The 22754-nt window shown below is 47.7% G+C and carries 25 protein-coding genes, 1 pseudogene, 2 riboswitches and 1 other annotated feature; of the genes and pseudogenes, 20 read left to right on the top strand and 6 right to left on the bottom strand.

The genetic code is table 11. The features are described 5' to 3' along the window. Positions 1 to 2 precede the first annotated feature (2 nt). The 7 genes from J7E26_RS06795 to J7E26_RS06765 all read left to right on the top strand — a co-directional run bounded on the left by J7E26_RS06795 (position 3) and on the right by J7E26_RS06765 (position 7606). Positions 3 to 950 (top strand): ABC transporter permease, encoded by a 948-nt coding sequence (locus J7E26_RS06795; protein WP_214799849.1) that lies wholly within the window; start codon positions 3 to 5, stop codon positions 948 to 950. 4 nt (positions 951 to 954) lie between these two features. Further along, positions 955 to 1986 carry an ABC transporter ATP-binding protein gene (locus J7E26_RS06790; RefSeq protein ID WP_214799848.1) on the top strand — a complete coding sequence of 344 codons (1032 nt, stop codon included), beginning with the start codon at positions 955 to 957 and terminating at the stop codon, positions 1984 to 1986. Further along, positions 1983 to 3608 carry a peptide ABC transporter substrate-binding protein gene (locus J7E26_RS06785; RefSeq protein WP_214799846.1) on the top strand — a complete coding sequence of 542 codons (1626 nt, stop codon included), beginning with the start codon at positions 1983 to 1985 and terminating at the stop codon, positions 3606 to 3608. Before J7E26_RS06790 ends, J7E26_RS06785 begins: the two co-directional genes overlap by 4 nt. Before the next feature lie 89 nt (positions 3609 to 3697). Beyond that, positions 3698 to 4624, top strand: coding sequence for a S66 peptidase family protein (locus J7E26_RS06780; RefSeq protein ID WP_214799844.1), 927 nt, complete (start codon positions 3698 to 3700; stop codon positions 4622 to 4624). A gap of 14 nt (positions 4625 to 4638) precedes the next feature. Then, on the top strand, positions 4639 to 5736 hold the full coding sequence (locus J7E26_RS06775; RefSeq protein ID WP_214799842.1) for a mandelate racemase/muconate lactonizing enzyme family protein: 1098 nt from the start codon (positions 4639 to 4641) through the stop codon (positions 5734 to 5736). Continuing rightward, positions 5733 to 6638, top strand: coding sequence for a C40 family peptidase (locus tag J7E26_RS06770; protein ID WP_214799840.1), 906 nt, complete (start codon positions 5733 to 5735; stop codon positions 6636 to 6638). The genes J7E26_RS06775 and J7E26_RS06770 overlap by 4 nt, the downstream gene beginning before the upstream one ends. Continuing rightward, on the top strand, positions 6635 to 7606 hold the full coding sequence (locus J7E26_RS06765; RefSeq protein ID WP_214799817.1) for an ABC transporter ATP-binding protein: 972 nt from the start codon (positions 6635 to 6637) through the stop codon (positions 7604 to 7606). Before J7E26_RS06770 ends, J7E26_RS06765 begins: the two co-directional genes overlap by 4 nt. A gap of 24 nt (positions 7607 to 7630) precedes the next feature. Here J7E26_RS06765 and J7E26_RS06760 read toward each other — a convergent pair whose 3' ends face one another. Together J7E26_RS06760 and J7E26_RS06755 are read right to left on the bottom strand one after the other, a co-directional pair. Next, a complete protein-coding gene (locus J7E26_RS06760) occupies positions 7631 to 8680 on the bottom strand; it encodes a lactonase family protein (RefSeq protein ID WP_214799815.1) in 1050 nt (349 codons plus the stop codon). Between the two features lie 71 nt (positions 8681 to 8751). Next, positions 8752 to 9612 (bottom strand): dimethylarginine dimethylaminohydrolase family protein, encoded by an 861-nt coding sequence (locus tag J7E26_RS06755; protein WP_214799813.1) that lies wholly within the window; start codon positions 9610 to 9612, stop codon positions 8752 to 8754. A gap of 191 nt (positions 9613 to 9803) precedes the next feature. Between J7E26_RS06755 and J7E26_RS06750 the strand changes: the two genes are divergently transcribed. The 8 genes from J7E26_RS06750 to J7E26_RS06715 all read left to right on the top strand — a co-directional run bounded on the left by J7E26_RS06750 (position 9804) and on the right by J7E26_RS06715 (position 16050). Then, a complete protein-coding gene (locus J7E26_RS06750; protein ID WP_214799811.1) occupies positions 9804 to 10322 on the top strand; it encodes an acyl-CoA thioesterase in 519 nt (172 codons plus the stop codon). Between the two features lie 98 nt (positions 10323 to 10420). Further along, the gene (locus J7E26_RS06745) at positions 10421 to 10948 is read left to right on the top strand and encodes a GNAT family N-acetyltransferase (protein WP_214799809.1); all 528 of its coding nucleotides are present in this window, start codon (positions 10421 to 10423) and stop codon (positions 10946 to 10948) included. A gap of 31 nt (positions 10949 to 10979) precedes the next feature. Then, a riboswitch (guanidine-I (ykkC/yxkD leader) is annotated at positions 10980 to 11088 on the top strand. Positions 11089 to 11155: 67 nt separating this feature from the next. After that, on the top strand, positions 11156 to 11494 hold the full coding sequence (locus tag J7E26_RS06740) for a DMT family transporter (RefSeq protein WP_214799808.1): 339 nt from the start codon (positions 11156 to 11158) through the stop codon (positions 11492 to 11494). Continuing rightward, positions 11491 to 11808: a DMT family transporter gene (locus J7E26_RS06735; RefSeq protein ID WP_214799806.1), complete on the top strand. Its 318-nt coding sequence runs from the start codon at positions 11491 to 11493 to the stop codon at positions 11806 to 11808. The genes J7E26_RS06740 and J7E26_RS06735 overlap by 4 nt, the downstream gene beginning before the upstream one ends. Positions 11809 to 11882: 74 nt before the next feature. Beyond that, positions 11883 to 12785: a formyltetrahydrofolate deformylase gene (gene purU / locus J7E26_RS06730; RefSeq protein WP_214799803.1), complete on the top strand. Its 903-nt coding sequence runs from the start codon at positions 11883 to 11885 to the stop codon at positions 12783 to 12785. A gap of 86 nt (positions 12786 to 12871) precedes the next feature. Continuing rightward, positions 12872 to 13086: a binding site (T-box leader), on the top strand. Between the two features lie 66 nt (positions 13087 to 13152). Beyond that, entirely contained in the window at positions 13153 to 14265 is a 1113-nt protein-coding gene (gene proB / locus J7E26_RS06725; RefSeq protein WP_214799801.1) for a glutamate 5-kinase, read from the top strand. Beyond that, complete coding sequence (locus J7E26_RS06720; protein WP_214799800.1) at positions 14262 to 15509, top strand: glutamate-5-semialdehyde dehydrogenase; 1248 nt, start codon at positions 14262 to 14264, stop codon at positions 15507 to 15509. The genes proB and J7E26_RS06720 overlap by 4 nt, the downstream gene beginning before the upstream one ends. Positions 15510 to 15624: 115 nt before the next feature. Next, a complete protein-coding gene (locus tag J7E26_RS06715) occupies positions 15625 to 16050 on the top strand; it encodes an organic hydroperoxide resistance protein (protein ID WP_214799798.1) in 426 nt (141 codons plus the stop codon). Between the two features lie 30 nt (positions 16051 to 16080). Here the strand turns inward: J7E26_RS06715 and J7E26_RS06710 are convergent, their stop codons facing one another. After that, positions 16081 to 16527: a MarR family winged helix-turn-helix transcriptional regulator gene (locus J7E26_RS06710; RefSeq protein ID WP_214799796.1), complete on the bottom strand. Its 447-nt coding sequence runs from the start codon at positions 16525 to 16527 to the stop codon at positions 16081 to 16083. Between the two features lie 131 nt (positions 16528 to 16658). On the opposite strand from J7E26_RS06710, the gene ohrB reads away from it, so the two are divergent. From ohrB to J7E26_RS06690, 4 genes and pseudogenes are all read left to right on the top strand, one after another. After that, a complete protein-coding gene (gene ohrB, locus J7E26_RS06705) occupies positions 16659 to 17069 on the top strand; it encodes an organic hydroperoxide resistance protein OhrB (RefSeq protein WP_214799793.1) in 411 nt (136 codons plus the stop codon). A gap of 132 nt (positions 17070 to 17201) precedes the next feature. Next, positions 17202 to 17807, top strand: a complete 606-nt coding sequence (locus tag J7E26_RS06700) for an alpha-helical endospore appendage domain-containing protein (RefSeq protein ID WP_214799791.1) — start codon at positions 17202 to 17204, stop codon at positions 17805 to 17807. A gap of 21 nt (positions 17808 to 17828) precedes the next feature. After that, a complete protein-coding gene (locus J7E26_RS06695; RefSeq protein ID WP_214799789.1) occupies positions 17829 to 18302 on the top strand; it encodes a hypothetical protein in 474 nt (157 codons plus the stop codon). Between the two features lie 4 nt (positions 18303 to 18306). Continuing rightward, positions 18307 to 19433: pseudogene (locus J7E26_RS06690) on the top strand (glycosyltransferase). A gap of 38 nt (positions 19434 to 19471) precedes the next feature. Here the strand turns inward: J7E26_RS06690 and J7E26_RS06685 are convergent. Next, positions 19472 to 19705 carry a BclA C-terminal domain-containing protein gene (locus J7E26_RS06685; protein WP_483861460.1) on the bottom strand — a complete coding sequence of 78 codons (234 nt, stop codon included), beginning with the start codon at positions 19703 to 19705 and terminating at the stop codon, positions 19472 to 19474. After that, positions 19651 to 19866 carry an alpha-helical endospore appendage domain-containing protein gene (locus tag J7E26_RS18665; RefSeq protein WP_483861459.1) on the bottom strand — a complete coding sequence of 72 codons (216 nt, stop codon included), beginning with the start codon at positions 19864 to 19866 and terminating at the stop codon, positions 19651 to 19653. Before J7E26_RS18665 ends, J7E26_RS06685 begins: the two co-directional genes overlap by 55 nt. A gap of 76 nt (positions 19867 to 19942) precedes the next feature. On the opposite strand from J7E26_RS18665, the gene J7E26_RS06680 reads away from it, so the two are divergent. Continuing rightward, positions 19943 to 20089, top strand: coding sequence for a hypothetical protein (locus J7E26_RS06680; RefSeq protein WP_214799785.1), 147 nt, complete (start codon positions 19943 to 19945; stop codon positions 20087 to 20089). A gap of 40 nt (positions 20090 to 20129) precedes the next feature. On the opposite strand, the gene metE is transcribed toward J7E26_RS06680, so the two are convergent. After that, complete coding sequence (gene metE / locus J7E26_RS06675; protein ID WP_214799783.1) at positions 20130 to 22418, bottom strand: 5-methyltetrahydropteroyltriglutamate--homocysteine S-methyltransferase; 2289 nt, start codon at positions 22416 to 22418, stop codon at positions 20130 to 20132. A gap of 81 nt (positions 22419 to 22499) precedes the next feature. Then, a riboswitch (SAM riboswitch) is annotated at positions 22500 to 22655 on the bottom strand. Between the last annotated feature and the right edge of the window lie 99 nt (positions 22656 to 22754).

Raw genomic sequence — 22754 nt, 5'->3', positions numbered from 1 at the left:
CTATGAATCTCTCCGCAGAAGCAGGGAAGCGCGCAGAAGTGCCTGACGATTGGTTTCAGCCGGCCGGTGAAAAAAATGGCGAGTCTGAGTCCGTCAAACGTCCGAGTCTGTCATACGCTCAGGATGCGTGGCGGCGGCTCAAAAAAAATAAATTGGCGATGGCCGGGCTTTTTATTCTGCTGATTCTGTTTATAATGGCGATTTTCGGCCCGCTGATTTCACTGCACAGTGTAACCCGCCAAACGCTCGCTGAGCAAAATCTCCCGCCGTCTTCGTCTCACTGGTTCGGGACTGACGAGCTTGGCCGGGACGTGTTTACAAGAACATGGTACGGGGCGCGGATTTCTTTATTTGTAGGTGTGATGGCGGCGCTGATTGATTTTTTGATAGGCGTCATTTACGGAGGCATCGCCGGCTACAAGGGAGGCCGCACAGACAGCGTTATGATGCGAATCATTGAGGTCCTCTACGGCCTGCCGTATCTGCTCGTTGTGATTCTGCTAATGGTGCTGATGGGCCCCGGCCTCAGTTCGATCATCGTTGCTTTAACCGTCACAGGATGGGTCGGCATGGCGCGGATCGTCAGGGGGCAGGTGCTTAAGATGAAGCATGATGAGCATGTCCTCGCCTCAAAAACCTTCGGCGCAAAAACATTTCGGATTATTAAGAAAAATCTTTTGCCGAATACGATGGGGGCCATTATTGTGCAGATGACGCTCACTGTTCCGGCGGCGATTTTTGCGGAATCATTTTTAAGTTTTCTCGGGCTCGGCATTCAGGCGCCGTTCGCCAGCTGGGGTGTGATGGCAAATGACGGCTTGCCGACAATTTTATCAGGCCATTGGTGGCGGCTGTTTTTTCCGGCCTTTTTCATCTCCTTGACAATGTACGCTTTTAACGTGCTTGGCGACGGCCTGCAGGACGCGTTAGATCCTAAGCTGAGGAGGTAGCAGTATGGCACATAAAGTCCTTTCAGTTCAAGACCTGCATGTTACTTTTTCAACGTACGGAGGCACTGTTAAGGCTGTAAGAGGCGTCAGCTTTGATTTGTATAAAGGCGAAACGTTTGCGATTGTCGGCGAATCTGGCTGCGGAAAAAGTGTGACATCCCAAACAGTGATGGGTCTTCTTCCAAAACATTCAGCAAGGATTGAATCCGGGAGCATACAGTTTAAACAGAAAGACCTTTGCAAATTGCCGGAACGGGAAATGCGGGGGATACGGGGGCGGGATATCTCGATGATCTTTCAAGATCCGATGACGGCGCTGAACCCCACCTTAACCGTAGGAGATCAGCTTTCAGAAGCACTTCTGGAACACCGGGCCATGACAAAAAAACAAGCTGAAGCCGAGGTGCTCTCCATGCTGGGACTGGTCGGCATTCCTGATTCGAAGACGCGGCTCAAGCAATACCCCCACCAGTTAAGCGGCGGTATGCGGCAGCGGATTGTCATCGCGATGGCTCTTATATGCGAGCCGGAGATTATGATCGCCGATGAACCGACAACGGCCCTTGATGTGACGATTCAAGCACAAATACTGGAATTGTTTAAGGAGATTCAAAGAAAAACCGGCGTATCTATTATTCTGATCACACATGATCTTGGTGTTGTCGCCCAGGTTGCTGACAGGGTAGCAGTCATGTATGGAGGGAAAATTGCGGAAATCGGCACGAGGCATGATATCTTTTATCATCCGAACCATCCTTACACAAAAGGGCTGCTCCATTCTGTGCCGCGGCTGGATATGGAAGGGGCTGAGCTTATGCCGATTGACGGCACGCCGCCTGATTTATTCGATCCTCCGGCGGGATGTCCGTTTGCGGCCCGCTGTCCGGACAGGATGATCGTCTGTGAGAAAGTATATCCCGAAACAACCGTTAAATCAAAAAGCCACATGGTAAATTGCTGGCTCCAGGACGAACGCGCAGAGCAGCGCGTGCAAAAACAACTGACAGCAGCAGAGGAAAAAGGAGGATTCAGATGAAAAAGAGATGGGCGATAGGAGTTGCGGCTGCGCTTTCGTTTGCCTTGATGGGCTGTACGGCCAATGAGCAGGCGGGAACGGAAGCTGGCGGAGGGAAAGCGAAAGAGCAGGGGAGTGAGACCGTGCTCCGGCTGAATAATGAGAATGAGCCGACCTCATTCGATCCTCCGATCGGATTTAATAATGTGTCGTGGCAGCCGCTGAACAACATCATGGAGGGATTGACAAGGCTCGGAAAAGATAATAAACCCGAACCTGCCATGGCAAAAAGCTGGAAGGTGTCCGATGATAAGCTGACGTATACCTTTACGATACGGGATGACGCCAAATGGACGAACGGCGATCCGGTCACAGCCGGCGATTTCGTATATGCCTGGAAACGGATGCTGGATCCGAAAACGGGTGCATCCTCCGCTTTTCTCGGCTACATGATAAAAGGCGGAGAAGAATTTAACAGCGGAAAAGGCAAAAAAGAAGATGTGAAAGTCACCGCAAAAGATCAGAAAACGCTTGTCGTGACGCTTGCTGCCCCGCAAGATTATTTTCTGAGCGTGGTTTCAAATCCGGCGTATTTTCCTATTAATGAAAAGGTCGCCAAGGCTGATCCGAAATGGTTCACTGAAGCGAAGAGCTTTGTCGGGAACGGGCCGTTTAAATTGACCGAATGGAAGCATGACGACAGTATCACAATGGAAAAAAACGATTCGTACTGGGATAAAAAGACTGTCAGGCTTGATAAAATCACGTGGGCGATGGTCAGTGACCGCAATACAGACTATCAGATGTTCCAGTCAGGAGATTTAGATACGTCATATGTTCCGGCCGAGCTGAGCGAGCAGCTGACGGGTCAGAAAAATGTTCATACGTGGGATCAGGCCGGCCTGTATTTTTACCGTTTTAATGTGAAAATGGAACCGTTTCAAAATGAAAAGATCAGAAAAGCGTTTGCGATGGCCATCGATCAAAAAGAAATCACAGACTATGTGACCAAAAACGGCGAAAAGCCGGCTCATGCCTTTGTATCTCCGGGATTTACACAGCCTGACGGCAAAGATTTCCGCGAAGCGGGCGGCAGCTTATTAACCGCAAACGAAGCAGAGGCAAAGAAACTTTTGGAAAAGGGCATGGCAGAAGAGCATTATGACAAGCTGCCGGCCGTTACACTGACATACAGCACAAAACCGGAGCATAAGAAAATAGCGGAAGCGATTCAGCAAAAGCTGAAAGGCGTGCTCGGCGTTGACGTCAAGCTTGCCAATATGGAATGGAACGTCTTTTTAGAGGAGCAGAAAGGGCTGAAATTTCAATTTTCACAAAGCTCATTTTTACCTGATTACGCAGATCCGATCAGCTTTCTCGAAGCATTCCAGACAGGAAATTCAATGAACCGCACAGGCTGGGGAAGCACAGCTTACGACAGCTATATTAAACAGGCACAGCATGAAGCCGATGCGAAAAAACGATTTGCGCTTATGCATAAGGCAGAAAAGCTGCTGATCAATGAAGCGCCTATTATTCCGATTTATTTTTACAACCAGGTTCATTTGCAGAACGAAAACGTGAAGGGCATTGTCCGCCATCCCGTCGGCTACATTGATTTAAAATGGGCGGAAAAGTCCTGATGTTAAATTGAAACCATACTGCTCTTTTGCCGGCAAGGGAGCGGTATTTTTCACTTTCTCGAAAGGGAAGGAAAGGAGAATGGGAAGCCATGAAACATAAACCGAAGGCTCTGCAAAAAGGTGACACGGTCGGTGTGATTGCACCCGCAAGCCCGCCTGACAGTGAAGCGTTAAAAACGGCGCAGCTTTTTTTAGAAACGGAGCTTGGCCTTCAAGTGAAACTCGGCCGGGCGCTGAAGAACCGGCATGGCTATTTGGCGGGAGAGGACCGCGTTCGGCTGGATGATTTGCATGACATGTTCGCTGATAAGGATGTTAAAGCGGTTTTATGCGCCTGCGGAGGATTTGGCACAGGCCGCATCGCCGCTGATATCGATTACGGCTTAATCCGCAGCAATCCGAAGATTTTTTGGGGATACAGCGATATCACGTTTTTACATACAGCCATTCATCAAAATACGGGGCTCGTCACTTTTCACGGTCCGATGCTGAGCTCAGATATCGGTCTTGACGATGTGCATCCCCTTACGAAAGCATCGTATCAGCAGCTCTTCTCAGAAACGGAATTCACCTATACAGAAGACATATCCCCGCTTTCGGCGCTGTCGGACGGAAGAGCCGAAGGAGAGCTTGCGGGAGGCAATCTGTCACTCATCACTTCAACACTCGGCACGCCCTTTGAAATTGATACGAAAGGCAAATTGCTGTTTATAGAAGATATCGATGAGGAGCCGTATCAAATCGACAGAATGCTGAATCAATTAAAAATGGCCGGCAAGCTGTCGGATGCCGCGGGAATACTCGTCTGTGATTTCCATCAATGTGAGCCGCAGAAAAAAGAAAAATCGCTCACTTTAGAGCAGGTTTTGGAAGATTATATTGTCAAATCAGGAAAACCTGCGCTCAAGGGCTTTAAAATCGGCCACTGTTCACCGAGCTTTGCCGTTCCGATCGGTGTGCGCGCAGTCATGGATACAGTTGCAAAAACGGTAACGATTGAACCGGGAGTTTCTTGAAGGAGTGACCAAAAGTGAGGATAACTGGTATTCATACAAGCCGAATCTCCGTGCCTCTGAAAAAACCGTTTAAAACCGCTTTACGGACGGTATACAAAGCTGAATCGGTCATTGTGAAGATCACATATGACAACGGCCTGGCCGGCTGGGGGGAGGCGCCCCCGACTGTTGTCATTACAGGCGACAGCATGGCGGGCATCGAAAGCGCCATTCATGACGTTCTGAAGCCCGTTTTGCTGGGGCGGAGCCTTCATAGCCCGGAAGCGATTTTTTATGACATCAGCCGGCTTTTAGAGAGAAATGAGAGCGCAAAGGCGGCGATTGATATGGCTGTTTATGACGGCTGGGCGCAAATGAACGAAGTCCCGCTTTACCAGCTGCTTGGCGGTTATCGCAACACCTTCGAAACAGACTTTACCGTCAGCGTCAATTCTCCTGAGGAGATGGCCGAAGACGCGGCCGGTTATCTGAAAGAGGGGTTTCATACGTTGAAAATAAAAGTGGGCAAAGATGAGATAGCCGATGATATTGAACGAATCCGGGCGATCAGAGCGCGCGTCGGCGCAAACGTGAAGCTGAGGCTGGATGCCAATCAGGGCTGGACGCCGAAAAAGGCAGTGACCGCCATTGGCAAAATGGAGGATGCCGGACTTGAGATCGAGCTTGTCGAGCAGCCCGTCCATAAAGACGATCTCGCCGGCCTGAAGCAGGTCACCGATGCGACTGAGACACCGATCATGGCTGATGAAAGCGTCTTTTCCCCGCAGCAGGCATTTCACGTGCTGCAAACCAGAAGCGCCGATATGATCAATATTAAGCTGATGAAAGCAGGAGGAATCAAGCGGGCGGAGACCATCAATGCGATGGCGGAAACGTGCGGGGTGGAATGTATGGTCGGCAGCATGATTGAGACGAAACTCGGCATTACCGCGGCAGCCCACTTTGCGGCAAGCAAACGAAACGTGACAAGATTTGATTTTGATGCGCCGCTAATGCTGAAAACAGATATCATCCAAGGCGGCATATCATACAGCGGCAGTCAGATTACCATTCCTGACGACCCGGGGCTCGGCATTACCGGTGTCTTGTCGGCAGAGGAGGCGGAGAGATGAAAGCGGTCGTTACAGCTGCTGTGGCCAATATATGGACGTCGCCGTCTTCTCCGCGACCGGCTGAAGCGCCGATGCTTGGAAATCCGGTGAACATCAGAAAATGGCTGGCGCACATGGGATATGAGGAGCGGCTTCAATTATGCACGGACAATCTTGTTCAAACACAGGTGCTCTTCGGTGAAGAAGTCATCGTGCTCAAAGAGGAGGGAGATTGGGCTTTTGTCGTCATTCCGGGCCAGCCTTCGAAAAAAGATGCGCGCGGCTATCCGGGGTGGGTGAAAACATGCCAGCTTTCTAAAAGCCGCTTCGGTACATCTCCTCATACCGTATGGATCACCAAGCCGACAGCTTTTTTATATAACAAAAACGGCGAGCGGGAATCGGAAATGAGTTTCTTAACGCGTCTGCCTGCCGCAGGTCAGCAGGATGGATTGATCAGGGTGCTGACTCCGTTCGGGGAACGATTCCTGAAAGAAACAGATGCCGGGGTGCTGCGGCACACGCAGGGAAGGGCGCATGACATTATCGAAACGGGAATGGCGTTTCTCGGGCTTCCTTATTTGTGGGGAGGCCTGAGCGGATTCGGTTATGATTGCTCGGGATTTATGTTTTCGATTTTTAAAGCAAACGGCTATGCGCTGCCGCGTGATGCCACAGACCAGGCACAGGCCGGGATCGGCGTGCCGGTAAGCGAAATGCAGCCGGGCGACCTTTTGTTTTTTGCTTATGAAAAAGGAAAAGGCGCCGTTCACCACGTGGGTTTGGCGATAGGCGGCGGGCGGATGCTGCACTCGCCGAAAACGGGTAAAACAATTGAAGTGCTCCCGTTAGAAGGAACGATCTATGAACAAGAATTATGTATAATACGCCGCTGTTTCAGCGGAAAGGGGGAAAGGAAATGACGGCTTCTCCGCTCCTTGAAGTCAGCGGGCTTAAAATGCATTTTGACGCGGGCAGAAAGCAAACGGTTAAAGCGGTAGACGGTGTGAGCTTTCACATTCAAAAAGGGGAGACATTCGGCCTTGTCGGAGAGTCTGGCTGCGGGAAATCGACGCTCGGCAGAGTCATCCTCCGCCTGTATCAGCCGACGGCCGGATCAGTATCATATGAAGGAACGGACATTCACAATATAAGCGCTGAAAAGCGGGCCGGCTTCTTTCGCAAGCTCCAGATGATTTTCCAGGATCCCTACGCTTCCTTGAATCCGCGTCTGACGGTACGAGAAATCATTATGGAGCCGATGGAAATCCACAAGCTGTACAATACGCGAAAAGCCCGCCTGATGGTAGCGGATGAGCTGCTTGAAGCGGTAGGTCTTCACCCCGACTTCGGCAGCCGCTATCCGCACGAATTCAGCGGCGGCCAGAGGCAGAGGATCGGCATTGCCAGAGCGCTCTCTTTGCACCCTGAGTTTATTGTAGCGGATGAGCCGATTTCAGCCCTTGATGTGTCTGTGCAGGCCCAGGTCGTCAATCTGCTCAAGAAGCTGCAGAAGGAAAAAGGACTGACTTTTTTGTTTATCGCCCACGATTTATCGATGGTCAAGCATATCAGTGATCGCATCGGTGTCATGTATTTAGGGCGCATGATGGAAATTACGGAAAGCGGCGCGCTTTATCGCGAACCGCTTCACCCTTATACAAAGGCGCTTTTATCCTCGATACCGATTCCTGACCCTGAGCTGGAGGACAAGCGTGAACGGATTATTTTAAAGGGGGAGCTGCCAAGCCCGGTCAATCCGCCCGGCGGCTGCGTCTTCAGGACGAGATGCCCTGAAGCGATGGATGTGTGCGCCAAAGCCGTGCCTGAACTTGAAGAAGTAAAGGCAGGGCGGTTTGTAGCCTGTCACTTATACAAAAAAGAAAGCTGACTGATAAGCCAGCTTTCTTTTTGTTTAGGATTGATACAAAAATGAAACGCAGACCGGATACGGAACAGATACGTCAGATTGCAGCAATGTCAGTCTGCCTGTTTCTTGATCACGTTCAAACAGGACGAGGTTTCCCGTCTCCTCATTTGAGGCAACGACGAATGCTTCAGACGGATCAAGCGCGAAATCCCGCGGCCAGTTTCCTTCTGTTGACACCCATTCAACAAGTGATAATTCACCGGAATATTGGTTGATCTTAAAGATGGCAATGCTGTCGTGTCCGCGGTTAGCGGCATAAAGAAATCTGCCGTCTTTTGAGATTCGAATCGCACTCCCTTGGGATTTGTCAGTAAAGCCCTCCGGTAAAGCGGAAATGACTTGAAGCTCTCTGAACTCGCCCAATGTCGGGTTATATTCAAGAGCGATGACTTCATTGCTGATTTCAGTCATCACATAGGCGTATTTTTCAGCCGGATGGAAAACAATGTGGCGCGGTCCTGAACCAGGTGCAAATGAATGGCTTTTTACTTCTTGCAGGGCGCCTTCTTTCAATTGGTACGTGTACAGTTTATCCGTTCCTAAATCAACGGCCGCGATGTAATTGTGCTCAGGCGTAAAGCCTGCGAAATGCGTATGCGGTTTTTCCTGTCTTTCATGAGGGCCTGCCCCCGTATGAGCGGCTTCAGCTGCTGCTGCCTGAAGCCTGCCGTCTTGACCGACCGGAAAGGCGTGAACTTTACCGCTGTGATAATTAGCGGTTAAGACAAATTCATGTTTATCATCAACGCTGACATGGCACGGAGAAGGCCCATCAATCAGCTGATGGTTCACAAATGTTAATTCCCCGCTTGTGCCATTGATCTGATAGGCAGCGACGCCGCCTTTTCCGTCTGTTTTTTCAATGGAATAAAGCATGCTGTTATCTGAATTCGGTGTAACGTAAGTCGGGTTGCCGAGCTTTGCGGCCAGCTTCGTCCGGCTGAGCCGTTTTGCTTCTGTATCGAGTTCAAAACAATAAATGCCTTCACTTCCGCCTTTTGTATATGTTCCTGCGTATCCTATGTACTTAGCCATTCGGTTTCCCCCTCTAAAGTAATGTCTTCTCTATATTACCGCATCTTAGGGGAATCCGCCTTTTAAAATGTTTATGATCTCCTGACAATCGGCAAGGTGCAGCAGCGGAAGGAACCCCCGGATTTAATAATTTCGGAAAGATCGGTTTCAATGACGCGATAGCCTCTTTTCTTCAGCTCGCTATTCGTATGGCGGTGCTGCGGCAGGCTGATGATCGTTTTATGACCGATCGAAAGCACATTCGGGCCGAGGGTAAAATGTTCTTTTTCAGGTATTTCAATCAGTTCAAAACGTTTGGAAAGAAGGTCAATTTCTTTCTGCCGCAAGCCTTTACGGCAGTATAGCGCTTCAGTGTCCGATATAATATTAAACACACAGTCCAAATGCAAAAAATCCTCTTGCAACGGGATCGGCACAACGGTGTATTCCGGCAGCGCGTTTTCGAGCTCCGCAACAGCCGCTTGTTCCGTCCGGTCGCTCAGACCGACGTAAACGGTATCACCTGCGATCATGACGTCGCCGCCTTCAATATTCGCTTCTTCCATGCGGATAAAAGGTACGTTCTCGTCTTCAAGCAGCTTTTGAAATGCCTTTTCTTCTCCCTGCCGGACAGATGCGGCCATATTGGAAATAAAGGCGGTTCCGCCCAAAACAAATCCGATATCCCGAGTGAATACTTGTTCCGGCAATTCGCGATTCTCAGGCAGCATGATGACTTCAATATGATGTGCTTTTAATATGCTGACGAAGTCGCTGTGCTGTTTTTTGGCGATAGTGATGTCGATATTCTCATGTTCAAAAAACTTTTGCGTTTCATTAATAATATCTTTAATTGCCATATGTTCAGGCCGGCATAAAATGACCGTTTGTAAAGCATCATATTCACTGCGGCATGCCGGTTTCTGCTTGAATTTCGGAATGGATACGTCCATGTAAAATCCTCCTGTCCGTGGTCAATGTGCGTATATTATTCCCTTTAGTGAAGAATAATGAAACATTTCTGGCAGAACATCTTACCAGCTTAACATTTAAAATTTTAGACAAAGCGGCGAAAGTATTGTTTAATAGGTGGTACAAAAGAATGACTCAATACGAGCAGACACCAAAGGGGAGTTTGAATGATATGAAGTTACCTGAATCGAGATTTTGCAAAGAAACAAGGGTGGTAAAAACAAGCCGGGTATTTCCGCTTGACACGAATAATCACAACACGCTGTTTGGCGGGAAGCTGATGAGTTACATTGACGATATCGCCTCTATTTCAGCAGCCCGGCACTGCCGATGTGAAACAGTCACAGCTTCAATGGATTCTGTGGACTTTTTGCGGCCGATCGGTCAAGATAATTCCGTGTGCCTTGAATCTTATGTCACTTGGGTAGGCACTTCGTCTATGGAAGTGTTTGTCAAAGTGATTAAGGAGCATTTAATGACGGGGGAACGGGAGCTTGCGGCCACATCATTTCTGACGTTTGTTGCTCTTGATGCAAACGGCAAATCCGTACCCGTCCCGAGAATCGTGCCGGAAACAGAGGAAGAAATCATGCTTCATAATACTGCCGTCCAGCGGGCCGCCGAACGAAAAAACCGCCTAAAGCACAGCAAGGCCCTGGCAGACGCGCTTGGTACGGATAAACCTTGGTAGGCGTCAGAACCGCCTTTTAAAAGCTGTTTTTTCAGGTTGAAAAAGGACTTTCCCTTCCGTATAGATAATTTTATACAGGGAAAGGAGCCGTGGCGCGTATGGGGAAAAACAAGCTTTCTGATACCATCCTGACAACCGGGCGGATCCGCCTGCGGGCAATGCAGGATAGTGATGAGCAGAATTTGTATAAGCTGTTTACAGACGCGGAGGTCATGAAATATTATCCCTCTCTTAAAAGTAAACGGGAAACGAAGGAATGGATTGCTTGGAACAAACGATTGGCAAAAGGGTACGGGGTCAGTCTCTGGATAGCGGAAGAAAAGGAGACGAACGGGTTTTTGGGCCAATGCGGGATCGTGCCGCAGACGGTTAACGGGAGCACGGTGATGGAAATCGGTTATATGTTTGCCCGCTGCCATTGGGGGCGCGGCTTCGCGACAGAAGCCGCAAAAGCCTGTCTGGAATACGGCTTCGGCAAACTTCATTACGGGCGTTTGACGGCGCTGATTGATCCGAATAACCGTGCATCCGTCCGTGTGGCAGAAAAGATCGGCATGATCACCGGCCAAACCGTAGAAAAATGGGGCAGACAGCTTGCGGTTTACGAAATAAAATCTGACAATTGAACGTTATATCAAGATGTAGTATGATACAGCCAGACATGTTTTCTAGGGTTCCGCATGCATCACGTGGTCTGGTCCGAGAGAAAACACATATGCGGACATATCCCCGCATATGCACACGGAGGGAAAAAAGCCCGGGAGAGTCAATCTCATGAGAGACGACTGCCCGGGCATTTTTGTATTGTCCGGAAAACAGAAAGGGTGAACAAGATGAAATGGAGTTTAGTCATTTTTGCGGCCGTATTTGAAGTCGTATGGGTCATCGGGCTGAAACATGCAGATTCAGCGCTGGCGTGGAGCGGCACGGCCGTCGGAATCGTCATCAGCTTTTATTTATTAATAAAGGCGGCAAGCAGCCTGCCGGTAGGCACGGTATATGCAGTATTTACCGGGCTCGGCACGGCCGGAACGGTGCTTTGTGAAATCATTCTGTTTAAGGAACAGGTGGCTCCCGTAAAAATCGTGCTGATCGGTGTTTTGCTGATCGGCGTCATTGGTTTAAAACTGGTAACGCAGGATAACCCTGAAACGAAGGAGGAGGGTGAATGATGCATTGGATCAGCTTAATTGCCGCGGGCCTTTTTGAAATGCTCGGTGTCGTTCTGATAAATCAATATCAAAAAGAGAAAACGTTCAAGTGGATTCTTTTTATTATCGTTGGCTTTGCGGCTTCTTTTTCTCTTCTATCTTATGCGATGGAAACGATTGCGATGGGAACGGCCTATGCAGTCTGGACCGGTATCGGCACGGCCGGCGGCGCTTTGGCCGGTATTCTTTTCTACGGCGAGCAGAAGGATGCAAAGCGTATCTTTTTTATTGCGTTAATTTTATGCGCCGCTGTCGGACTGAAAATTCTTTCGTGAAATTGATTTTTATCAAATCTTAAGTATAATTTATAATTAGTTTACGAATTACAAAGATATGAGGGATTAAAAATATGAATTCATATATGACACAGCGGCTGAAGGAATACCGCGAAGGTAATGAGGAAAAAGGGCGCCTGCTTGTCAGCTGCCCCGACCAGCCGGGAATTGTATCGGCTGTGTCAGCTTTTTTGTTTGATCACGGCGCAAATATTATTGAGTCAAACCAATATACAACAGACCCTGAAGGCGGAAGGTTTTTCCTGAGAATCGAATTCGACTGCCAAGGCATTCGTGAAAAAAAAGAGGAATTAAAACAGGCATTCGCCTCAATCGCTGACACATTCAGCATGACGTGGAGCCTGACATTGGCAAGCGAGCTGAAGCGGGTGGCGATTTTTGTCTCGAAGGAACTGCACTGTCTTCATGAGCTGATTTGGGAATGGCAAAGCGGCAATATGATGGCTGAAATAGCGGCCGTCATCAGCAACCATGAGAATGCAAAAGAATTGGTTGAACCGCTGAATATTCCGTTCCATTATATGAAAGCAAACAAAGACATCAGAGCGGAAGCGGAGCGTCATCAGCTTGAACTGCTGAAGCAATATGACATTGACGTCATTGTACTGGCCCGATATATGCAGATTTTAACGCCTGACTTTGTATCGGCTCATCCGAATCGGATTATCAACATTCACCATTCATTCCTGCCGGCTTTTATCGGCGCGAATCCGTATAAACGGGCATACGAGCGGGGAGTGAAATTAATCGGCGCGACATCTCACTATGTTACGAACGATCTTGATGAAGGCCCGATTATCGAGCAGGATATTGAACGCGTTGACCACAGAGATAATGCCGACGACCTGAAAAATATCGGCAGAACCATTGAACGCAGCGTATTGGCAAGAGCCGTAAAATGGCACTTGGAAGACCGTGTGATCGTTCACGGGAACAAAACAATCGTATTTAATTAATTGACGGTCCGCCTGAGGAGGCGGGCTGTTTTTAGTGAAAAAATATCTTGACAAGATACTTTTTTCTTTGCATAATATAAAAAAATCATTGAGCGTTGAAGAGGATTAGTACGCAGGACTTTCTGTGACAGAGAGCAAAATGGCCCGCTGAAACATTTTGCCGCATGAAACCTGCCGAACCTGCCTTGGAGTCTTGAGGGGAAAACTCAAGCGCGATAACCTGGCGTTACAGGGAAAGCGGAACGCGTGAAAAACGCGTTCAATCAAGGTGGTACCACGGAAAGCCCATTTCGTCCTTATATTCAGGATGAAATGGGCTTTTTTTATGGAAAGCCGGTTTGGATTGATTGCCACGGAGGAGAAAACAATGAAAAAGCAAAGAATCGTTGTGAAAATCGGGAGCAGTTCGCTCACCAACAGTAACGGAAGTATTGATGAAGCAAAAATGAAGGAGCATGTTGAAGCCATTTCTTTGTTAAAGCAGGAAGGCCATGAAATGATCCTCATCACGTCAGGCGCCGTAGCTGCGGGCTTTTCTGCCCTCGGCTACCCGTCGCGCCCCGTTACGATCAAAGGGAAGCAAGCCGCGGCTGCGGTCGGTCAGACGCTTTTAATGCAGCAATATATGAGCCAATTAAAAAGGCACGGTCTCACTCCGGCGCAAATCCTATTGACGAGAATAGATTTCTCAAAAAGAGAACGGTATCGAAATGCGTATGCGACGATCATGGAATTATTGGAACGGGGGGTTGTGCCGATTATTAACGAGAATGATTCCACTTCAGTCGAAGAGCTGACCTTCGGCGATAATGACATGCTGTCCGCGCTTGTGAGCGGGCTGATACATGCGGACCAATTGATGATTCTCACCGATATTAACGGGCTTTACGATGCCAATCCGAATGAACAGCCCGACGCGAAACGGTTTGATTACTTGGATGACATTACGCCTGAATTGCTTGGTTACGCAGGCTCGGCCGGATCAAAGGTCGGCACCGGGGGCATGAAGTCAAAACTTCTCGCTGCCCAGACCGCTTTGTCCCTCGGGGTTAAGGTATTTATCGGAACCGGAAGCGGAAGAGAAAAGCTCAGCGCCATTTTAAACGGAAATGGAGACGGCACATATATCGGCGACAAAGAGTTATCCTCAGTGAATAATACGCGGCAATGGATCATGTTTCATTCTCCGATATCCGGGGAAATCATTATTGATGGAGGAGCGGAGCAGGCGATGATTCATAATGGCAGCAGCCTCCTTCCGGCCGGCGTTGCCGATGTCCGCGGCCATTTCCCGAAAGGGGCCGTGGTGGAAGTCAGAGGGCCCGGCGGCATCATCGGCAAAGGGCAGACGCATTACTCATCCGATCAGATTATGAAAGTCAGAGGAAAGCGGAGCGATCAACTCGCAGGCATGAAACAAGTTGAAGTGATTCATAGAGACGATTGGGTGAATTTATTTGACGAGGGGGAAAACACATGAGTGAAGTATTGCAAAAAGCGGCTTTGGCAAAAGAAGCGGCTGCCGAAATGGTCATGAAAACGACGGCGGAAAAAAACGAAGCGCTGCAATTCATTGCAGGCGGACTCAGAAACGAACGCCAATTGATTTTAACAGAAAATCAAAAAGATATTGAAGCGGGAAAAAAAAGAGGGCTGACACCTGACATTATCGACAGGCTGACCCTTGACGAAAAACGCCTCCTCGACATAGCGGACGCGGTGGAATTATTGATCGGGCTTAAAGACCCCGTCGGTGAAACATTGGAAACCATTCAAAAAGAGAACGGCTTATCTATCGAAAAAATCCGCGTGCCGCTCGGAGTCGTAGGCATGATTTATGAAGCCAGACCTAACGTAACCGTCGATGCGGCCACACTTTGCTTAAAAACAGGAAACACGGTTGTGCTGCGGGGGAGTTCGTCAGCGATCCACAGCAACAAAGCGCTTGTCAGCGTGATGAAACGGGCGCTTGGGCTTTCAAAGCTTCCGGTCGATGCGATTCAGCTTATCGAAGATACAAGCAAAGAAACCGCGAAGCAGCTTTTTACATTAAATGACGGATTGGATGTATTAATCCCGCGCGGCGGCAAAAATCTGATTGATCTGGTGGTCAGGGAATCAACCGTGCCCGTGTTAGAAACCGGAGCGGGGAACTGCCATGTATACATAGATGAATCAGCAGATCCAAAAATGGCAAGTGAGGTCGTGATCAACGCCAAAACACAGCGGCCTTCCGTTTGTAATGCGATTGAATCTCTTTTGATTCATGAAAACTGGGCGAATGAGCACGGTTTAGAGCTATTGAACCAGCTTGTAAAAGCAGGAGTGGAGCTTCGCGGAGATCACGTCATATGCAAGCTGAAGCCGGAAGCGAAACAAGCAGAAGAGGCCGATTGGGGAGCGGAGTATCTGGCGCCGATTCTCAGTGTGAAAACAGTGCCGGACGTCCGGGAGGCAGTCCGCCATATCCAGCAATACGGCACAAACCATTCAGAAGCCATTCTGACTGAAAATAACGAAAACGCGGCATATTTCCAGACGGCCGTTGATGCTGCCGCTGTATATCACAATGCATCTACCCGATTTACAGACGGCTTTGAATTCGGATACGGAGCCGAAATCGGCATCAGCACGCAAAAACTCCATGCGAGAGGACCGATGGGGCTGCCTGCGTTAACTTCAACAAAGATCATTATCAAAGGAAACGGACAAATCCGCGTATGACTGTTTAAAGCTTATCCCTTTTCAGGGGTAAGCTTTTTTATGTTGCGGAAAGATTGACGTCCCTATTTAAATTGTGTACAATATGATTGTATAAAATATATTAGAGGTGAATCTCATGACAAAACCATTATTTACTGCAACAGTATCAGCCGCCGGCGGAAGAGAAGGAAAAGTAACGTCATCTGACGGGGTGCTGAACCTTGATGTCGCAATGCCGGGAACGCCGCGTGCGAAACAGCTGGAACATGCAACAAACCCTGAACAGCTGTTTGCCGCCGGATATTCCGCCTGCTTTGACAGCGCCCTTCAGCTTGTAGCCAGAAAAGAGCGCCTCAAGATTGAAACAGAAGTCACAGCACACGTAAGTTTATTAAAAGATGAAGCGGATCAAGGCTATAAACTCGGCGTTTCCCTGCAAGTCAAAGCGTCCGGTATCGATAAAGCGGATCTGGAAGCACTCATCCAAAAAGCCCACGGTGTCTGCCCTTATTCAAAAGCAACAGCCGGGAATATTGAAGTGAAGCTTCAAGCAGCAGAATAAAAAAATGAGGATGCCTGATGAAGGGCATCCTCATTTTATGCAGTGCAATGTTTTCAACAGCTCATAAAGGGAGCGCTTTAACTGCTTTAATTCCTCTTCAGAACGTCCCGTCTGCTCGAGCATGACACTGGGAATATCCGCCGCCGTTTCCTGTAAAGCCCGTCCTTTATCCGTCAGCCGGATGGTGACGGACCGTTCATCTTCTGCCGATCTTTTTCTCATAATGATTCCGTGCTGCTCCATCCGCTTGAGCATCGGAGTAAGGGTTCCGGAGTCCAGATACAGGAGCTCACCCATCCGTTTTACATTCAGCTCCTCATGTTCCCATAATAAAAGCAGGGCCAAATATTGCGGATAGGTCACATTCAGCTTATCAAGGAGGGGTTTATATCTTTTCGTCATTTCCCTTGAGCTTGCATACAGCAAAAAACAAAGCTGATTCTCCAGTTTCATATGTTCAAATTCTTTTTCTGCCATGTTTTCACCAACTCTTTGTTAACGTTACTCCTATTGTATCCGAAAAATGACCTATTTCCTATTCCTATCATGTTTAAAAATATGTGCATGGGTAATATAAACAATAAGTACAATGAGGAGGCTGATAACAAATGGCACTATTTACTTCAAAAGCGACCGCAGTCGGCGGACGGGCAGGGCATATCAAATCAGACGACGGCGTGCTGGATTTTAATGTCGTCATGCCGAATGAAAAAAAAGACGGAGAAACCGGAACAAATCCTGAACAGCTTTTCGCAGCGGGATATGCAGCTTGTTTCGGGGGAGCGCTCGAGCTCGCCGCCAAAAAACATAAAATCGACATAAAATCTGAAATCGAAGGGCAAGTCAGCCTTATGAAGGATGAAAGCGACGGCGGATTTAAAATCGGCGTAACGCTTGTCATTGATACAAAAGGGCTGGATAAAGAAACAGCACAGAAACTTGTTCAGGAAGCCCACGAGTTCTGCCCATACTCAAAGGCGACAAGAGGAAATGTTGATGTCAAACTTGAGCTGAAATAAAACTGGCAAACATCCCGGATCAGGCGTACGGGATGTTTTTTTATGCTGAAAACATCAGTAATGATCTCTTCTCTCTCGGAATAAGAATAATATATAGCGCATCATACACCATGAGAAACGAGGGAGAAATCGATGTCTCTTCCAAACATACCGAACATCACCCCCGACGTTACACTCACCAGATGTGAAACCCTGAATCTTCTACTTTCATCCGTGGCAATGGAAGAAATCGGGCTATCCCATATTTTGCAGGCGGAAGCGGAAAAAATCCAAACGTATCTCGACGCTTTCGATGATCCTCCATTCCGGGAATTGTTAGGGTTAAATAGAAGCACAGAACGGCTCTTGCGCACTGTCATGAAATCCCAGCTCCTTTTGCAGACAAAGCTGGAGGATATTATCTATTTACAGGACTCTCAGCTCTGTATGGACGCCAATGATCCTGATGATCCGGACGAACCAGATGATCCAGACGATCCAGACGATCCAGACGACCCATGGGACCCTGAAGACCTCAACGATCCGGACAATCCGGACGATCCAGACGAACCGCGGGACCCTGAAGACCCCAATGATCCTGATGAACCTGAAGACCCGTACTTTCCGAATCCGCCGCCTGATGCTGATCCGTGTGACGGGCTGTTTTACGGCCGCATTGATTGCTGTGAGTGTGAGGCTTGTGAAGGTGAGGAATGTGAGGAGTGCGGCAGTAAAGAAGACAGAGAGGAACGTTCATAAAATGAGAGACGGGTGAAACAGATGCCGTATCAAGAAATAAAAAAGGCCCGCAAGGCATCGTTTGAAGCCATGCATTGTCTCACAATCGCTTTGTTAAATATATTAACCATCACAGTCGATAAGAGGGGAAATTCAAACTATAAAGAAGAGATCAGGTTATTTTCCGCATTGTGCCGCTGGCAGATGGAAACGGGCGGGCGGCTGTTTTTAATGATCAGTTTGGAAAGGGAGCAGAAGCATATGTATGAGAGGCACTTTCATGAAATGAAGGCTGTTGCGGCCCGTACGAAAAAATTCATTTCTGAATGCCCCAGGGAATTTCAGGCACATCCCATTACGAAACAGGCGATAAGGCTGCTTCAGCAATGGCAGGAACATGAAATAGAAACACCTGCTGAATCCGCCGTCAGATGGGTCCGTCCAACTGTCGTAACGATGAACGGAAAGCCAGGACGGCCTTGGTTCAATCAACAACTCCAAAAACGAGAAAGGTGAGAAAATGAGCGGAAATCCGGAGAGTAAGCTGACTCTTTGTATGATTGTAAAAAACGAAGAACGCCACATTTCCCGTTGTTTATCAAGTGTACAAGACATCACGGATGATATCGTTATTGTAGACACGGGATCACAGGATAATACAAAAGCCATTTGCAGAAGCTTTAATGCCAAAGTGTTTGACTTTCAATGGGAAAATGACTTTTCAAAGGCGAGAAATTACGGCCTGCAGCATGCCGAGGGAGATTGGATTTTAATATTAGACGCTGACGAGGAGATTGATCAGGAGACGGGCAGTTTTTTAACCGCGCTGCTGCATGACGAATTGCCGAGCCGCGGCCTCTTAAAAATCGTAAATTATACGGGGAAGCCCTTAGACGAAAACGAAGCGTTTGAAAGCATGCAGCCAAGCTGTTCAGAAACAGGCAAGGCCTCTATTATCAAGGCAGAATACATGAAACTATCACATCCGCCAATGAGGAAGATAACAAAGCTTTTTTTACCCTTCCTTGTGTGATTCATCACTATGGCTACTTGGAGCAAGAAGAAAAAGTAAAGCAAAAACATAAACGGAACATCAGCATTTTAAATGAAGAGCTTTCTCAGGAAAATCCCGATCCTTGGCTTGTCTATCATTTGGCAAGTGAATGCTATAGAATAAAAGATTATGAAAAAGCGCTGCACCTTGTCAACGGTTCGATTTTTCAGTTTTTAAGTGAAAAACGGATGCCGCCGTCTCTCTTATATTATTTAAAATATACGATTTTACTTGAGCTGAAAAGGTATGATGAAGCGGAGCAGGGAATTGATAAAGTGCTCAGGCTGTACCCTGATTACAGCAATCTGCACTATTATAAAGGCCTTGTTTTATACCATCTTAAAAAGTACCGGGCAGCGATAAAAGCATTTGAAAGCGGAACGCAGATTCAAGAAGAAAACGCGGAACACCTTATTTTAAAAGGAGCCGCTGACTTCAGGGCTTTTTATTACATGGCAATGTGCCATGCCGAATTAAATCATGAGATGACGGCCATCGCTTACGCCAAAAAATCCGTAAAAGCCAACCCGCAATTCAAACCGGCGCAAGCGCTTCTGTCTCAATTGAAAAAGGATCAGCGGACAAACGCCTGATCCTTTTTTTATCTGCACTCAGGACAAACGGGTAATGTTTAAAGCCGCTCTCGCACTGCCCGCAAGCAGCGCAGCTGCAGCTGAATTGTACTTCCGGCAGTCAGCGAAACAATAAAGGAGTTATTAAAATTTGCCAAAGATGCGACCGGAGCAATAATTGAACTTGTAAATGCTGTACCACTAATTAAAACACGTGAGCTTACCAGTAATCCGGCCGTTAAATTGATCTGGTAAGAGATATAATATCTCCCTGCCGGTCCGATAGTAAACACAGTGTTTGCCGCATTAACCGTAATATCAGCAGAAAGGTTCTGATCATTATATGGGCCATTCCCAGCTCTTCCATAGCAATAGATGAAAGCAGAAGGTTAATGGTATCGTCTCTGGAATGTGTAACGACAGGGGTGATATTAGGTAAATCAGGCTGTGACACAATGTCCTCCCTTATAAATTAATATAGATCACTCAAGTTTCGTACGGTTAAAAAGGATCCCTTCAAGCAAAAAAATGTGAAACAGCGGGAGCTTTCCGAACTTTGGAACTCTTCCTATATTCATGATACATCTCTGACTGTACTGGCAGTTGACGAAAAACGGGACATCACCATTGAAAAAGAAGGGGACGGCTCATACCGTGATATGATCGCTTCATTATAATAGAAAAAACCATCCGCCTGAAAACGGATGGTTTTTTTCGTCATACAAGCTGAGTTTGCTTCTTTCTGGCCTGCTTCGCCGCGTCCACCATATTTTTTAAAGCCGCAACGGTTTCTTCCTGCTGTCTTGTTTTAAGCCCGCAGTCCGGGTTCACCCAGAAACGGTCAGTCGGACACACTGCAAGCGCGTCATCGATAATTTGATAGATTTCTTCAGTAGCCGGAACACGCGGGCTGTGAATGTCATATACGCCGAGCCCGAGGCCTTTTACGTAAGGGTGTTCTTTCAAGTATTCTAAAAATCCTCCATGGCTTCTGCTGTGTTCGATCGTAATTACATCTGCGTCAAGGTCATTAATCGTATCAACGATATCTTCAAAGTTGCTGTAACACATATGTGTATGGATTTGCGTTTCATTTTTCACAGAAGACGTCGTTAATCTGAATGCTTCTGCAGCCCATGTTAAATATTCATCCCAATCCTGCGTTTTTAACGGAAGACCTTCCCGAAGCGCCGGTTCATCCACTTGGATAATCTGAATACCGGCATCCTCAAGCGCTTTTACCTCTTTTCTGAGGGCGAGGCCGATTTGGAAGGCGATTTCTTTTCTGGAAATATCCACACGCGGGAATGACCAGTTTAAAATGGTAACAGGGCCCGTCAGCATGCCTTTCAGATGTTTTTCTGTCAGCGATTGGGCGTAAACCGTATCCTTTACAGTCATCGGTTCGATAAATTCGACATCTCCGAAAATGACCGGCGGACGGACGCAGCGTGAACCGTAAGATTGCACCCAAGCATATTTTGTAAAGGCGAAACCGGCGAGTTTTTCACCGAAATATTCAACCATGTCCGTCCGTTCGAATTCTCCGTGAACGAGCACGTCGAGTCCGATTTCTTCCTGGATGTCAATCCAGCGTTTTGTTTCTGCATTAATAAATGCTTGGTACTGTTCATCAGTCCACTCTTTTTTCCGCCATTTTTGACGCGCGCTGCGCACTTCAGCAGACTGCGGGAAGCTCCCGATCGTCGTCGTCGGCAGAAGGGGAAGGCCGAGCGATTCATTCTGAAGTGCGAGACGCTCTTCAAACGGCACAGGACGGGAAAAATCTCGTTCTGTCAATTGATTAAGCTCATCTTTTTGATCGGAGTTTGCTCCTGTAGCGAAAGCTTTCAAAGCATCCAGAGCTGCCTTGGATTGCTCAATCTGTTCGCTGATCGCGGCTTTTCCGGACAAAAGCCCTTTCTTCAAGACATCAAGTTCAGCTAATTTTTCTTTTGCGTATGACAGTCCGTTCAGCAAATCCTTTTCCAGGTGCTCGTCAGGATGTTTCGCTACCGGGACGTGCAGCAGACTGCTGGAAGGCTGAATCCACAACTCTTCAATATCCGCGTGGCCGAGAATGTCTAGAACCGCATCAAGGCGTTCCTCAGCATCGATCTTCCAAATGTTGCGTCCGTCGATCACACCTGCTGCCAGCACTTTATCTTTCGGGAAGCCGTGCGATTTCAGCTGTTCAAGGTTTCTGCCTTTATCATGCACGAAATCAAGCCCGATGCCTTGTACCGGATAAGAAATCAGTTCTTCGTAAGCATCAACGGAATCAAAATACGTTTGTAAAAGAACATTCAAGCCTGACAGCTCTTTTGTGATTTCTTCATAGAGTTCTTTTGCGGCGCGGACATCTTCAGAAGAAGCTGTCACGAGCGCAGGCTCATCAATTTGAACCCATTTGACGCCTTCTGCTTCAAGCTCTTTCAAAAGCTGGACGTAAAGAGGGACGAGGCGTTTTTGAATGGCTTTCGCTTCTGATTGTTCATAGCCTTTGGCAAGCGTGACAAATGTGAACGGGCCGACGATAACAGGTTTTGTTTCCGCTCCGAATTCTTCTTTAATCCGGCGGTAATCGTCAAGCTGCTTGTTTCTTGTTAAGCGGAATTCCAGGCTTTTGTCATATTCAGGAACGATGTAATGGTAGTTGGTATTAAACCATTTTGTCATTTCACTAGAAACGGCATCTTTTGCGCCGCGGGCAATGGCGAAATATGTATCAACGGGATCGGTAATGCTGCGGAACCTTTCCGGAATCCAGTTAAAGCTGACGGCTGTATCAAGCACATGGTCATAATGGGTGAAATCAGACACCGGCACAATATCGATATGCTGATCAAGCTGTGTTTTGACCGCGGATAAAAATAGTCCGTCAAGTTCTTTAAGAAATGTTTCTTTGTCGGTATTTCCTTTCCAATACGCCTCAAGCGCTTTTTTCCATTCTCTGTTCAAGCCGATTCTCGGAAAACCCAGATTCGAAGTTTTAATTGTTGTCATTATGTCTCCTCCTTTAGTGAGATGTAACAAAAAAGCCTCTTTCTCATGAGAGAAAGAGGCTTTAACATCAAAAGTCAGCCTCTCTTATCTCTCAGATCACGTCTGATGGAATTAGCACCGTGCCTTAAGAGACAAATCGTCTCGGCGCAAAAATCACGCGCCCCATCTCACAATGGTATTACGGTCGGTTGCTGTTGGGGTCAAAAGGCCAATCCCTCGCCCAACTCTCGATAAGAGAAATTATTTTAATTTTTTTGAAAAGTTACATCATTTGTTGGTAATCTTAACAGCTTATGAAGATCACTGTCAATAGAAAATCTCATATTTTAAAAACTG

Source organism: Bacillus sp. ISL-51 (assembly GCF_018613535.1).
Taxonomy (GTDB): Bacteria; Bacillota; Bacilli; order Bacillales; family Bacillaceae; genus Bacillus.
This window is presented reverse-complemented; position numbering and strand designations above follow the sequence as displayed.